The sequence below is a fragment of the Cellulophaga sp. Hel_I_12 genome (assembly GCF_000799565.1).
Lineage (GTDB): Bacteria > Bacteroidota > Bacteroidia > Flavobacteriales > Flavobacteriaceae > Cellulophaga.
Window position 1 is genome coordinate 1,166,141 of the sequence record NZ_JUHB01000001.1, and the last position, 13,904, is coordinate 1,180,044.

General features: G+C 35.1%; 15 protein-coding genes. 11 read left to right on the forward strand and 4 right to left on the reverse strand.

Annotation, left to right across the window (positions count from 1 at the left end; genetic code table 11):
• Nucleotides 1–18: 18 nt before the first annotated feature.
• From GQ45_RS05355 to GQ45_RS05380, 6 genes are all read left to right on the forward strand, one after another.
• Entirely contained in the window at nucleotides 19–2,418 is a 2,400-nt protein-coding gene (locus GQ45_RS05355) for a TonB-dependent receptor domain-containing protein (protein ID WP_047415768.1), read from the forward strand.
• A gap of 18 nt (nucleotides 2,419–2,436) precedes the next feature.
• Nucleotides 2,437–2,985 (forward strand): hypothetical protein, encoded by a 549-nt coding sequence (locus tag GQ45_RS05360; protein ID WP_047415770.1) that lies wholly within the window; start codon nucleotides 2,437–2,439, stop codon nucleotides 2,983–2,985.
• 101 nt (nucleotides 2,986–3,086) lie between these two features.
• Nucleotides 3,087–3,695: an FMN-binding negative transcriptional regulator gene (locus tag GQ45_RS05365; RefSeq protein WP_047420070.1), complete on the forward strand. Its 609-nt coding sequence runs from the start codon at nucleotides 3,087–3,089 to the stop codon at nucleotides 3,693–3,695.
• A gap of 63 nt (nucleotides 3,696–3,758) precedes the next feature.
• The gene (locus GQ45_RS05370) at nucleotides 3,759–4,640 is read left to right on the forward strand and encodes a metallophosphoesterase (RefSeq protein WP_047415773.1); all 882 of its coding nucleotides are present in this window, start codon (nucleotides 3,759–3,761) and stop codon (nucleotides 4,638–4,640) included.
• Nucleotides 4,641–4,843: 203 nt separating this feature from the next.
• Nucleotides 4,844–5,263: a DUF2141 domain-containing protein gene (locus GQ45_RS05375; protein ID WP_047415776.1), complete on the forward strand. Its 420-nt coding sequence runs from the start codon at nucleotides 4,844–4,846 to the stop codon at nucleotides 5,261–5,263.
• Between the two features lie 240 nt (nucleotides 5,264–5,503).
• Complete coding sequence (locus tag GQ45_RS05380) at nucleotides 5,504–6,451, forward strand: LysR substrate-binding domain-containing protein (protein ID WP_047415780.1); 948 nt, start codon at nucleotides 5,504–5,506, stop codon at nucleotides 6,449–6,451.
• Nucleotides 6,452–6,481: 30 nt separating this feature from the next.
• Here the strand turns inward: GQ45_RS05380 and GQ45_RS05385 are convergent, their stop codons facing one another.
• Nucleotides 6,482–6,679, reverse strand: a complete 198-nt coding sequence (locus GQ45_RS05385) for a hypothetical protein (RefSeq protein WP_047415782.1) — start codon at nucleotides 6,677–6,679, stop codon at nucleotides 6,482–6,484.
• Between the two features lie 141 nt (nucleotides 6,680–6,820).
• On the opposite strand from GQ45_RS05385, the gene GQ45_RS05390 reads away from it, so the two are divergent.
• Nucleotides 6,821–8,089, forward strand: coding sequence for a D-alanyl-D-alanine carboxypeptidase/D-alanyl-D-alanine-endopeptidase (locus tag GQ45_RS05390; RefSeq protein ID WP_047415785.1), 1,269 nt, complete (start codon nucleotides 6,821–6,823; stop codon nucleotides 8,087–8,089).
• Nucleotides 8,090–8,219: 130 nt separating this feature from the next.
• Here the strand turns inward: GQ45_RS05390 and GQ45_RS05395 are convergent, their stop codons facing one another.
• The 3 genes from GQ45_RS05395 to GQ45_RS05405 are packed head-to-tail and all read right to left on the reverse strand — an operon-like array spanning nucleotide 8,220 to nucleotide 10,020.
• Nucleotides 8,220–9,017 (reverse strand): TIGR00266 family protein, encoded by a 798-nt coding sequence (locus GQ45_RS05395; protein ID WP_047415788.1) that lies wholly within the window; start codon nucleotides 9,015–9,017, stop codon nucleotides 8,220–8,222.
• A gap of 52 nt (nucleotides 9,018–9,069) precedes the next feature.
• Entirely contained in the window at nucleotides 9,070–9,561 is a 492-nt protein-coding gene (locus GQ45_RS05400) for a hypothetical protein (RefSeq protein WP_047415790.1), read from the reverse strand.
• 3 nt (nucleotides 9,562–9,564) lie between these two features.
• Complete coding sequence (locus GQ45_RS05405) at nucleotides 9,565–10,020, reverse strand: DUF4442 domain-containing protein (protein WP_047415791.1); 456 nt, start codon at nucleotides 10,018–10,020, stop codon at nucleotides 9,565–9,567.
• A 134-nt stretch (nucleotides 10,021–10,154) separates the two neighbouring features.
• Between GQ45_RS05405 and GQ45_RS05410 the strand changes: the two genes are divergently transcribed.
• The 4 genes from GQ45_RS05410 (at nucleotide 10,155) to GQ45_RS05425 (ending at nucleotide 13,856) form a co-directional block, all read left to right on the forward strand.
• Nucleotides 10,155–10,637: a DUF4870 domain-containing protein gene (locus GQ45_RS05410; RefSeq protein WP_047415794.1), complete on the forward strand. Its 483-nt coding sequence runs from the start codon at nucleotides 10,155–10,157 to the stop codon at nucleotides 10,635–10,637.
• Nucleotides 10,638–10,811: 174 nt separating this feature from the next.
• On the forward strand, nucleotides 10,812–11,147 hold the full coding sequence (locus GQ45_RS05415; protein WP_047415796.1) for a PadR family transcriptional regulator: 336 nt from the start codon (nucleotides 10,812–10,814) through the stop codon (nucleotides 11,145–11,147).
• 2 nt (nucleotides 11,148–11,149) lie between these two features.
• Nucleotides 11,150–12,982: a PspC domain-containing protein gene (locus GQ45_RS05420; protein ID WP_047415797.1), complete on the forward strand. Its 1,833-nt coding sequence runs from the start codon at nucleotides 11,150–11,152 to the stop codon at nucleotides 12,980–12,982.
• 154 nt (nucleotides 12,983–13,136) lie between these two features.
• Entirely contained in the window at nucleotides 13,137–13,856 is a 720-nt protein-coding gene (locus tag GQ45_RS05425) for a head GIN domain-containing protein (protein WP_047415799.1), read from the forward strand.
• Nucleotides 13,857–13,904 lie beyond the last annotated feature (48 nt).

Here is a 13,904-nt window from a genome sequence, read left to right on the forward strand (position 1 = left end):
TTAATCAAGAAAAATTATATGCGTATTTACACTTTGTTGCTTCTGTTAATTTGCAGTGCAACCGCCATTTCACAAAATTGCAACAATACCCTTTCAGGAAAAGTTATCGACCTTCACGACGGTACTATACTCGTTGGAGCTACCTTAATTGTAGCCGGAACTGAGCAAATGGTCATCACCGATCTAGAAGGGAATTTCACGATTCCCAACTTGTGCAATCTAAGCTATAATATTCAAATATCACATCCCTATTGTTTAACCAAAGTATTGAATATTAAAATAGATGGCGATACTAGCAAAACTATTTATTTAGAACACCATATAGAGGAATTAAACGAAATTATTGTTAAAGGCCTATCCATTACTAAAAAGCTAAATACCATTATTGAGAAAAATATTTCTCAAGAAGATTTAGAACGCTATAGTAGTGGCTCCTTAGGTGATGCCATAAATAGTTTGTCGGGAGTATCCTCCTTAAACACCGGAAATACCGTTGTAAAACCCATGATAAACGGATTACATAGTAGCCGTGTCATTGTTATCAATAACGGAGTTCAAATGGAAGATCAAGAATGGGGTTCAGAACATGCACCGAATCTAGATATTAATGCTATCGGAAGCATTTCTGTCATTAAAGGGGCTGGGGCCTTGCAATACAGTGGTGACGCTATTGGTGGTGTTATTGTTGCAGAAGCCGCTAAAGTGCCTGTAAAAGATAGCCTTTTTGGAAAAACATTAATGACAGTTGCTACGAACGGTCGTGGTGGTTCTCTAAGCTCACAACTCACCAAAAGTTATGAAAACGGTTGGTATGGCACTGCGCAAGCAACCCTAAAACGCTTTGGCGATTTTGAAACTCCCGATTACGTGCTAAGCAACACGGGGATTTATGAGACCAATGCTTCTTTTCGGGTGGGTTTTAACCAGTTTAAATATGGTTTTGAAGCTTTATATTCAGTTTTTAAAAATGATATAGGAATATTAAGAGCATCTCACTTGGGAGGCGCGGAGGACCAATTTAGAGCCATAAATAGCGACAGACCTTTGATTATTAATGACTTTACCTACGACCTTAATGAACCAAGGCAGGAGGTTACCCATCATTTAGCGCGCTTAAAAGCATTTAAAAGGTTTAACGGATTAGGGAAACTTAGTTTGCAATACGATTTTCAGCAAAATAATCGCTTAGAATTCGATGTGCGTCGGGGTGACAATAGCGGGGAAGCTTCTCTAGATTTGGCATTGAGTACGCACACACTTATGCTTGATTTAGATAGTAAATTATCTGAAACTACAGACCTAAAAACAGGGATAGTGGCTAGATATCAAGATAATTTTGCGAATCCAGAAACTGATGTAAGAAGGTTAATCCCTGATTATGATAAATATGATTTGGGTGCTTATGCTATTGTTGATCATCGTTTAAACGACAAATGGTTGCTCGAAGCTGGTGCACGATTCGATTACACCTTTATCGATGCTTTAAAATTTTACAGAACCTCGTTTTGGGAATCACGTAATTACGATCAACTATTTCCAGAATTGGTGATTGAAACTTCAGGCAACCAAGTATTAACTAATCCGGAGTTGCGTTTTAATAATAGTTCAGCCACAGTGGGTGCTAATTATTTTATGGATGAAGACTACACACTAAGCTTCAATTATTCGTTGGCGTCTCGTGCTCCAAATCCGTCTGAGCTTTTTAGTGAAGGCTTGCATCACTCTGCCTCTCGGATCGAGTTGGGCGATTTGCGTTTTGTATCAGAAGTTGCCCATAAATTTGTGGTAAATTTTCAGCGTGAACATGAGGTTTTTAGTTTTTCTGTAAATCCGTATGTAAATACTATAAATAACTTTATGTTGATTGAGCCCACTGGTATTCAACAAACGGTTCGTGGTAATTTTCAAGTTTGGGAATACCGCCAAACCAATGCGCGATTGCTAGGCGTAGATATTGATGCACTGTACCAATTTTCGAAAAACATACATTACAAGCATCAATTTTCATTGGTCAAAGGCTACGATCTCACTAGAAATTTGGCCTTAATAAATATGCCCTCAGCAAATACACAGAATGAAATTGTTTATCAAAATTCAGAGCTAAACAATGTAAGACTAAGCATACAAAGCGATTTTGTTTTTAGACAAAATGAATTTCCAGATAATAATTTTGAAGTTTTTATTCCGGAAACACAAACTACAGAGCTTATTGATGTAAGTACGCCACCCGATGCGTACCATCTACTTAATTTCAACTCGAGTATGGATTTTAAAATGAACGAAAAATCGAGCTTGACTCTTGGGTTTGCCATGACCAATATAACAAATACACGATATCGAAATTACTTAAATCGTCTGCGGTATTACGCAGATGATTTAGGTCGTAATTTTTTACTTAACATAAAAATCAATTATTAATTATTTAAAATATTAAACATGAAAAAAATACAATTTTTAGCAGCATTTTTATTTGCAGGATTACTTTTAACTAGTTGTGATGATGATGAAAATCCAATAGCTATAAATGAAGAAGAGGTAATAACTACCTTAACCGCTACATTAACACCTGTTGGAGGTGGAACGACCATCACCTTACAAACGCGTGATTTAGATGGCGAAGGGCCTAATGATCCTGTAGTAACAGTTTCTGGTAATTTAATGGCGGGTGCAGTTTATAACGGTACGCTTGTTTTATTAAATGAAACCCTAAATCCAGCAGAAAATATTACCGATGAAGTTGAGGAAGAAAGCAATGAGCATCAATTCTTTTTTACCATTGGTGGACTAGATGCGACTGCTGTTTCAGCAAACAATGATAGTGATGGTAACCCATTAGGCACCATGTTTACACTTACAGCTGGTGCTGCAAGTACTGGAACCTTAACGTTTACATTGCGTCATGAACCAAAAAAACCAAATACTGGTTTAGCCGATGCTGGTGGTGAAACCGATGTTAGTGCAACATTTAATGTTACTATAGAATAATTTCTTGGAATAAAAACTTCAAATTCTAAACACCCTTTAAAGCTTTTGCCTTAAAGGGTGTTTTTTTGCTTAAATTAGCACAAGACAAATTAATGGTAATCATGTATATCCCGCAACACTACAAACAAACTAAACTAGCTGAAATAAAAGATTTTTTGATTCAAAATAGTTTTGGTATTCTAATCAACCAAGTGAACAATAAACCATGGGCAACGCATATTCCGATAGAATTAGATACTGACGAAAACGGCAAGGATATTTTAGTTGGGCATATTTCAAGAGCCAATCCCCAAGCTTCATATTTTGATGATGAAGGTGACGTACTATGTATTTTTAACGGCCCGCATTCGTATATTTCCTCATCGTGGTACAAAGAAGAAGAAGTACCTACTTGGAACTATATTGCCGTACATATTTACGGAAAGTTGACGGTTATTAGTGAAGAAGAAGTGATGGCATCACTCCATAAATTAGTCGAAAAATATGAGAGGAATTCAAAAAATCCTATTTCACTACATGACATGTCTCATGAAACTTTACAACAAGTTAAAGGTGTTGTTGGTTTTAAAATTTCGATAGATAGCATACAAGCTACCTATAAATTATCCCAAACAAGAGCTGAAGATCACCCAAAAATTATCAGTGAACTTGAAGACACAAAATCAGCATCTGCTTGTGCTATTGCTCAAGCTATGAAACAATACCAGTAAATAATTGATTGTATAAAATACCATCAAAAATAGCGCTAGGCACCGAACCCAAACTATTAGGATATGATACACTTTAAAATTTTTAGTAAGCCGTTTATTTTAATAGGCATTATTTTTCTCTTTTTGTCCTGTTCGGATGCTGAGAACAAGACCAAAGAGCCAGATCCAGAAATGATAAAGCCAGTTAGCTTTACTGTCATTGGAGATGTACCTTACGGCGATACCCAAAGAGATGGACTTATAGCTATGGTGAATACCCATAATACGATCACTAGTTCACAATTTGTAGTCCATGTTGGCGACATTAAAAGGGGAGCTGATCCTTGTAATGAAGCTGTTTATGCCGATGTTAGTAGTATTCTAAAAACCTTTACAACACCCACGTTTATGCTGTTGGGAGACAATGAATATAATGACTGTTCCGACCCTATAGAAGCCTTAGGCTACTGGAAACGCTATTTTCTAAAATTTAATGAAAATTGGACTTTCGATCAAAACATAACCTACCAAGTGGCACGAACTGAAAATTTTAGTTGGGTGCAAGAAAAAATACTTTTTATTGGGTTAAACATCGTAGGAAGTAGTGTTCATGATCAGGCAGAGTGGACCGAAAGATTAACTGATAATGTCAATTTTTTAAATACTCAAATCGAAGCCAACAAAAATAATATTGAAGCCATTGTCGTCATGGCCCATGCCAATATGGTAGAGGCTGGTGCTGCAAAATTTGAACCCTTCACCATTCCTTTTAGAGCTGCAGCTGCTTCGTTCGAAAAACCAATTTTATTTTTGCAAGGTGACGGGCATTTTTGGTTTAGAAATAAGCCTTGGGATGAAAAAAACATCACCAGGGTTCAGATAGATGGTGGCAACAAAGCAGTACAAGTAACCGTTGATGCTCGTAAAAGCGATCCTTTTTCTTTTGATAGAACTTTCTTAGATTAGACGAGTAACGCCCCTGATGATAAAGCAAGAGAAAGGCCTGTTGTGCATACCTTTGTTGGGGTAAAAAAGATAAATAGCCCATAGTATTGATATAAAACCACACTTCAGCACCCCATTTCTACAGTTGAGTAGTTTCTGTTTTAGTTTTGTTAAATAGATTTGCAACTTTGTGATGTAATTAATCAACACTTAAAAACAATCACATGAAAAATTTAGCAATTTACACCGCATTTTTATTTTTAACGAGTTTTGGCTTTTCGCAAGAAGCACAAGGACAGAACATTACAGTAACCATTGATAACGTTCTGAGTAATGAAGGTAAAGTATTACTTTCATTGCACACAACTGATACCTTTATGAAAGGACCAGGAATTCAAAATTTAGAAAGTACTATTATAGATGGTAAAGTTAGCTTTACTTTCAAGAATGTTGCCATAGGAGAATACGCCATTATGGCTTTACATGATGCCAATGACAACAAGCAAATGGATTTTGAAACCAATGGAATGCCTAAAGAAAACTACGGCATGTCAGGAAATGAAATGTCTTTTGGACCTCCAAGTTTTGGAGATGCAAAATTTGAAGTTAAAGACGAAGATCTATCGTTTATCATTCGATTTTAATACCTTGCAAATTAAACAATTAGGAGTATCAAAGTGCAAAAGACCATAAATAAAGGGTCTTTTGCACTTTTTACTTTATACCAAATACACTACATAGGCTCTAATACCCTTTTGTTTAAATTTTAAGCAAAATATTCCCTGTATTTTATTTTTATCAGGCCTTTATTTAAATAATATATACCTTAAAAACAACTTGTTTTAGCGAGAGTTTTTATAATTTTACAGTATAAAATAACACGAATGACAATTACCCAATTACAATATGTTCTTGCTGTTGCTGAGTATAAAAATTTTACTTTAGCTGCCGAAAAAAGTTTTGTAACACAACCCACCTTAAGTATGCAAGTTCAGAAGTTAGAGGATGAATTAGACATTCTTATTTTTGATCGGAGCAAAAAGCCCATTGCTATTACCGAAGTTGGTAAAAAAATTGTTGCACAAGCTAAAAATATTGTCAATGAAGCCAATAGAATAAAAGATATTGTCGATCAAGAAAAGGGGTTTATCGGTGGCGAATTTGTTCTAGGAATTATCCCTACGGTTATGCCCACGTTATTGCCTATGTTTTTAGATACATTTATCAAAAAATACCCCAAGGTAAATCTAATTATCAAAGAGCAAAATACAGACGATTTAATTCGGAATATTCAAGATGGCCATATTGATGCTGCCATTGCCGTAACTCCTTTAGAAATTGAATTTATCAAAGAACGCCCACTTTATTATGAACCTTTTGTAGGGTACATTCCTAAAAATCATCGTTTAGGGAATTCCTCAAAAATTGATGTAAGTGATTTGGATATCAATGACGTATTACTGCTACAAGACGGACATTGCTTTAGAGATGGAGTGTTAAATTTATGTAATACCTCTAAAGTAGCTCATAGAGAACAATTTCAGATACAAAGTGGAAGTTTCGAAACCTTAATTAATTTGGTCAATGAAGGTATGGGGATGACGCTTTTGCCCTATCTAAATACTTTAGGCTTAAGTGAAACCAAAAAAGAAAATTTGAAATATTTTAACACCCCATCACCCGCAAGAGAGGTAAGTATTATCTACCATAAAAGTGAATTAAAAATTCAAATTACAGAAGCTATTAAAGAAGTAATTTCAAGTATCGTTCGTGGAGCGATTACTTTTCAAGATGTTAAAATCATAAGTCCGATTACCAACACAAAAAAATAAAAAAGCCACCAAATTTGGTGGCTTTTTTTATTAATTCGTAATTAATATTAAACTTTGTTGCAATTCAGGCTTGTCGTCAATGAACTGTTGAAGCCAAATTTTTAGTTGTTCTACTTCCTCTGGCAACAATATTGAAATTGCTTTTTTTACTTCTTTATAAAATAATCGTGTATCAAAACTAACTTTTTTGAGCACTACAATAGTATACTCAAGCATTGATTCTGTCATGATAAAAAATTTTTTATTGTTAGGCCTAAGATAACCAAAAAAAAATACATTTTATTACTTATACCTAGTTAAAAAATAGATAAATTGCTGTTAAATCACTTAAATTACGTAGTTTTCAACAGTATGAAACCATTCTTTTTTATGAGAAAATTTATTGTTATCGTATTGTTATTGAGTACTTTATCAAGCTGCACAACTACAAAAAAACAGTATATAAAGAAGCAAACTGCAAAGATTTTAAACGATGCTGTTTTCGAAAATCAATTTTTAGGTGTCATGGTCTATGATCCCGTAAAAAAGGACACCTTGATAAGCCTTAATAGCCACAAGTATTTTTTACCAGCTAGTACTACTAAAATTTTTACCTTGTACACAGCCCTGCGATCCTTACCTGACAAAATTCCCGCTTTAAAATATAGGGCTATTAAGGATACTCTGTATATTCAAGGCACTGGCGATCCAACATTTTTACATCCCTATTTTCAAGATAGTACTACCCTATCATTTCTAAAAAATTACAAAAACATCGCACTTATTTTAAATAATTTTGAATCAGAACGCTATGGCCCTGGATGGGCTTGGGAAGACTATGAATTTTATTTTCAACCAGAGCGCAATGCCTTTCCTATGTATGGTAATGTGGTATCTATAACCAAAGCCGATACGATAAAGATAACTCCCGACTACTTCAAAAATAATGTCATAGACCTAAGCCATACCAAAAGCAGAGCCGATTATAGCAATACCTTTTATACTAATTTTGCTAAAAAAGACAGCATCGAAATACCCTTTATAACAGATACTACCCTTACAAAAAACCTTTTAGAACAGGTATTAGATAAAAAAGTTAGTATTGCAAACCAATTTCCTATGGGAGAAAAAAGCATCTTATACAGTGTGTCCTCAGATTCGGTTTACAAAAGAATGATGGAGGTAAGTGATAATTTTTTAGCAGAGCAATTATTGGTACTATCGAGTGCTACCTTATCGGATACCTTAAATGTTGAAATGGCTCAAAAAAATATCCTTCAACAGCAATTAATTGGTTTATCCGAGCAACCTAGATGGGTTGATGGTTCTGGATTATCACGATACAATCTGTTTTCTCCTGCATCATTTATTCAAATTTTAGATAAAATGTATACCGAAGAACCCAAAGAACGCTTGTTTAATTTGTTTCCTGTGCGGGGGAAATTGACAGTAGCTGAAGGTTTAGATGGGGAAGGAGTTCCCTATATCTATGCTAAATCAGGTTCTTTTGGGAACAATTACAATCTAAGTGGGTACTTGCTCACCAACTCAGGCAAGGTATTGATTTTTAGTTTTATGAATAATCATTACAGAGCATCTACAGAAGAAATAAAAAAAAGGATGTACGCTTTTTTTGAAAACCTAAGAGATCATTACTAAGTAAAAAAAACAGCTTTCATATTGCCTATTTTCTGAAGAAAGTGACTGAATTTAAAATAAAAATGACGGCGTTTATACCATGCTTTTAAGCACCTTGATGCATCCCTTTTTTCAATACCTATCGTACACTTTAAAACCTATTATCTCCATCCAGCAGGTTCCCTAACTTCCCTAAGACACTTCCCTCTCCTTTATCTTTTCCGCCATTAGGTATCGATGCCAAAACTCTACCTGCCAGTCTACTAAACGGTAATGATTGTATATACACCGTACCTGGGCCGCGTAATGTGGCGAAAAACAGACCTTCTCCACCAAAAATTGAGTTTTTTATACCTCCAACAAACTCGATATCATAATCGACGGTTTGTGTAAACCCAACAATACATCCTGTATCTACTTTTAAAACTTCACCTGCCTTTAGTTGTTTTACAGCTAAGGTACCCCCTGCATGAATAAAAGCCAAACCATCACCTTCGAGTTTTTGCATGATAAAGCCTTCTCCACCAAATAAACCACGCCCTAAGCGTTTTGAAAACTCTATACCAATAGCAACGCCTTTAGCCGCGCATAGAAAAGAATCTTTCTGACATATAAATTTTCCCTGTATCTCCGATAAATCAACGGCTAGAATTTTTCCGGGATACGGAGATGCAAAACTAATTTTTCGCTTCAATCGTCCAGAATTTAAGAAGGCAGTCATAAACAGACTCTCCCCAGTTAATAATCGTTTTCCTGCAGAAAAAAATTTCCCCAAAACTCCTTTGTCTTGATTAGAACCATCACCAAAAATAGTATCCATAACAATATCCGTATCCATCATCATAAAGCTACCTGCTTCGGCAACAACTGCTTCTTGAGGGTCTAGTTCTATCTCTACAAACTGCATTTCTTCTCCAAAAATTTGATAGTCAATTTCGTGTGCGTTCATTTTACTTTTTTTAAATAGTTATTCAATTTTTTTTACACAAGCTTATGAAATACTAAGTTGTTATCTTATTAAGAATTTGCTGCATCGCTTCTGGATTTTGAGTTCCTACCAAATACTTCTGGCCATTTTTTAATCGAATAGCCAATCCTTTATTTCCTTTCACATTATAAACCATCCCATAGCTGCCACTTATTCTGATGCCGTATCCAACAAATCTATAGGTTACCACGTTTGCAGACTGGATCTCACTCCATTCCCAAGATTTTTTAAAAAATGGAAAAAAGCGAACCGTAATTGCTACTTGATCAATGGTAGTGTTCAATCGCATCACTAGAAACAGCAGCAGAACCAATAACATAATGACTAGCGAAATCCAAATATCATTAGAAGGATCCAAATGAAAAGAAGAATTTTTAGGGTTGGGAACATCTATAGTAGGTGGTATTAAAGTATAGGCTATGATTACAATAGGCGCTATAAGGAGCAACCACAACCACCATTGGGTAAACTTTTGTTGCTCACTAAATAGTATTTTAGGCTTCATCACTTATTGTTTTAGGCGTATGGTCCACTCAAAGTTAAAGGTAGATACCACGACTCCATCCGCATTTACGCCTACTGATTTCATCCAAATGGTTTGCCCTTCGCCTGTTGCTACCGCTGTATCAATAGCCCCTTTTATTAAATCACCATCTTCGCAGGTAAAGGTAATTTTACCCCTTGCTTTTTTAGAAAAACTAGCATTATTATGGGCCACAAGCATAGATATATGATGACCACTTTCTTTAATTTGATCAATCATCATAGCTCCAGTACTTAATTCGGCCGCCATACCTTGTACGGCCCAAAACATAGAATTAAAAGGATTCTGATTCACCCAACGATGCTTTACGGTAACTACCGCTTTACTTCTTTCAATATGCCGTAAACGCACGCCACACCACCATGCCGATGGTAATTTAAAAAATGCAAACATGTTAAACTTACTTGCGGATACTGCCATAGTTATGCTTAATATTCCATAAAAGTATTGAAAAATATTGAGCTATCAATTGTTAATTTTTTGTTAATATTTGGTACTATGTGTTGCATAGTACCTTCTTTTGGATATATATTTGTATAAGAAATTACCAAGTTATGACAGATACATTATCAAAACACGAGAAAAATTTATCCGCATTACTACATGCTTCTACGTTTTCAAAATTCTTTTTCCCTTTTGGAAACTTTATTGTGCCTTTAGTTTTATGGACAGCCAATAAAAATGAATACCGTTTTGTAGACTATAATGGAAAGCAGGTTTTGAACTTTCAGCTAAGTTTATTGCTCTATGCTATAGTACTCGGCCTAATTAGTGTTCCATTATTTATCGGGTTTCTGCCGAATATCTTTGAATTTGGAAACTTTTCATTTGGAAATTTAAATGATTTTAATCGCTTTAATTTTCATTTTAATAGTGATGCCTTCCGATTTGGGAGCTGGCTAATTCCACTAGGGATCACCGGATTATTACACACTGCCTTATTTGTACTAAATATTGTGTATACTATTCTCGGGGTCATCAAAACAAATGAAGGAGAAAAATTTTCCTATCCCTTAACCATTAAATTTATAAAGTAAGCATAAAAGGTATTCATCACACCTTTACAAGGAGGAGTTTATTCATCAATCTGAAATCAATTAAAACAAAATGCAATTCTCATCAGAATCAACAAAAAGAACGAACAGTCACATATGCCGTATAATTTAACCATCAGGTTAGCTTGATATGTGCATTAAAAGCAAGGCAAAATTATGAATGTAGAAAATACAAAAGCGCAAATGCGTAAAGGAGTTTTAGAATACTGCATCCTCTCCATTTTAAATGGAGAAGATAAGTATGCTTCTGAAATTCTAGAAACCTTAAAAAATGCAAAAATGCTAGTCGTAGAAGGCACTATTTACCCCTTACTGACACGATTAAAAAATGCGGGATTATTAAATTACAGATGGGAAGAGTCTACCTCCGGCCCACCGAGAAAGTATTACACCTTAACAGAAACAGGTAAACTATTCTTAAAAGAGCTCGATTCCACTTGGGATGAATTAAGAAGTGCAACAAATTTGGTAACCAACAACAAAAACAACTAACGATGAATAAGACAGTAAATATAAATCTCGCTAATATACTTTTTCATATTGATGAGGATGCCTATAACCGAATGAAAAGGTACCTTGAATCTGTAAAACGTTCCTTTGCCAATACCCCTGGGAGTGATGAAATATTGGCAGATATCGAAGCTAGAATAGCGGAACTTTTCCACGAAAAGTTAGCCAACGATCGACAAGTAATTACCTCTAAAGTAGTTGATGAAGTAATTGCCATTATGGGTCAACCCGAAGATTACATCGTTGATGAAGATATTTTTGAAGACGAACCTAGAAAAAATACGACCGAAGCCAAACGAGTTAAGAAACTATACCGCGATGTCGATAAGAAATATGTTGCGGGGGTTTCGGCAGGACTCGCACATTATGTTGGTATTGAAGCCATATGGGTTCGAATCTTATGGCTCGCGTTAACTTTTTTCTCTGGTGGTGGTTTTATTTTAATTTACGGTTTATTGTGGATTTTAATTCCTGAGGCTAAAACCACTGCTGAAAAATTAGACATGCGTGGTGAAGACGTAAACATCAGTAATATTGAACGCAAGGTCAAAGAGGGTTTTGATGATGTTGCCGAGCGCGTTAAAAATGTAGATTATGAAAAAGTAGGCAATAAAGTTAAGAGTAGTAGTAAAACTTTTTTTGATACGATAGGCGATATCATCATGTTTTTCTTTAAAATTTTCGGAAAATTCATGGGGATACTATTAATATTGGCTGGAGGAATAGGCCTATTAGCCATGCTTGTAGCCTTATTTACTGCAGGTGTTTTTGATAACGTACATGTGGGCCCATTAAACCTATATGAATTGGTGGATGCTACCAATACACCCCTGTGGTTGGTGGTCGTATGTACCTTCTTTTTAGGGGCAATTCCATTATTTTTTCTCATGTATTTAGGTCTTAAAATATTGATTACCAATTTAAAATCTATAGGTTCAGTAGCCAAATTCACACTACTAGGCTTATGGTTACTATCCTTAATTTTCTTTATAGTTTTAGGGGTACAACAAGCCACTTCAAGAGCATTTTGGGATACTACAGCCATCACAAACGAATATCCCTTAGCAAACCAAAACGATACCTTAAATATTGTATTAAATTCTAATGAAGTCTATTGGAAAAGAAAGCAAATGAATTTAGGCGATTTAATGGTGAGTTTTGATGATGAGGGCAATGAAATATTAGTTTCCAATGATGTGCGTTTTAGCTTTAAAACTTCAACGGATTCTTTAATGCGCGTAGAGGTTAAAAAAAATGCAAATGGGAGTACTTTTTCAAATGCTAGAGAAACGGCCGAAAAAATTAACTATACCTATTCTATAAGCGGTAATACCATTAATTTCAATGATTTTTTAATTACAGATCGCGAAAATAAATTCAAAAATCAAGAAGTAAAAGTAGTCGTCTATATTCCGAAAGGCACTTTGCTAAACTATTCGGGTTTCGGTAAGGATTGGTGGGCCTTAGATTTACAAAGAAATGATTTCCCAGAAGACGCTAAGATATCAGATTTTACCTATAAAATGAATGCCAATGATAGTGTTATTTGTACCAACTGTCCAGAAAAAGAAGTCAATATTTCAAACGAAAATAATAAGGTGAAAATAAATGCCAACGGAATTGATATTAACCTCAACGACAATGGCGAAAAAGGCAGTATTAAAATTGATAAAAACGGAATTGATATCAACATCGAAGATACGAATGACAAGGGGAAGATTAAGATTGACGAAAATGGAATTGATATTGATATTAAAGACAATAGAGAATCGTTTAAAATGAAAATTGACGAAAACGGCGTGAACGTAAATAATTAAAAGTTTTGGAACTTTACACCTATCATAAAAAATAAACTTATAGGTTTAAGGTTCATTATAACAACTCAAGCCTGAATTTTGACAACTGAGTACTTATGAATACCAAAAACTTTTAAAAATCAACATCTTTACATCAATCTTAAAAACAACAATCATGACAACATTAGTAAAAATTGCCATTACCATAACCTTAAGTCTGCTTTTGACTTCTTGTGGATTGGACTTTAGCACAGGAGAAAAAGGAAATGGAAACATCACGGAGCAAACAAGAGAAGTCTTAGAAAACTTCACGACTATAGCAGCTTCTGAAGGTATCAACGTGTATGTAACACAAGCTGAAGAGTTTAAAATTAAAGTAGAGGCCGACGAAAACATCCATGAATTAATTGGCACTGATATTAAAAATAACACCTTGAAAATTCATGCGATAAAAAATATTGGTAAGGCTACTAAAAACGTCTATGTATTTCTACCCATCATCAACAGTTTAAATAGCTCTAGTGGCGCGCAGTTACAAACTGAAACGGTGATAAATACGTCAGAACTAAGCATCAATGCCAGCAGTGGAGCCCTTGTAGTTGCAAGTGTTACCACTGATAACATAAGCGTTGATGCGAGCAGCGGAGCCAATATCACACTATCTGGAACTGTAAAAAATAGCCGTGTAGATGCAAGCAGCGGTGCGAATATAAATGCCTCAGCGTTAACAACGGCGATAAGTAAGGCTCAAGCCAGTAGCGGAGCTAATGTACAACTGAATGTGGTTGAATCTTTATATGCAGATGCCAGTAGTGGTGGTAATATATCCTATTCTGGTAATGCTACGCTCAGCAGTAAAAAAAGTGTTGCTGGTCAAATCAATAATGTTGATTAATACCGCTTCATTTCGAAGTCAAAAGCTACTGAAATTTCAGTAGCTTTT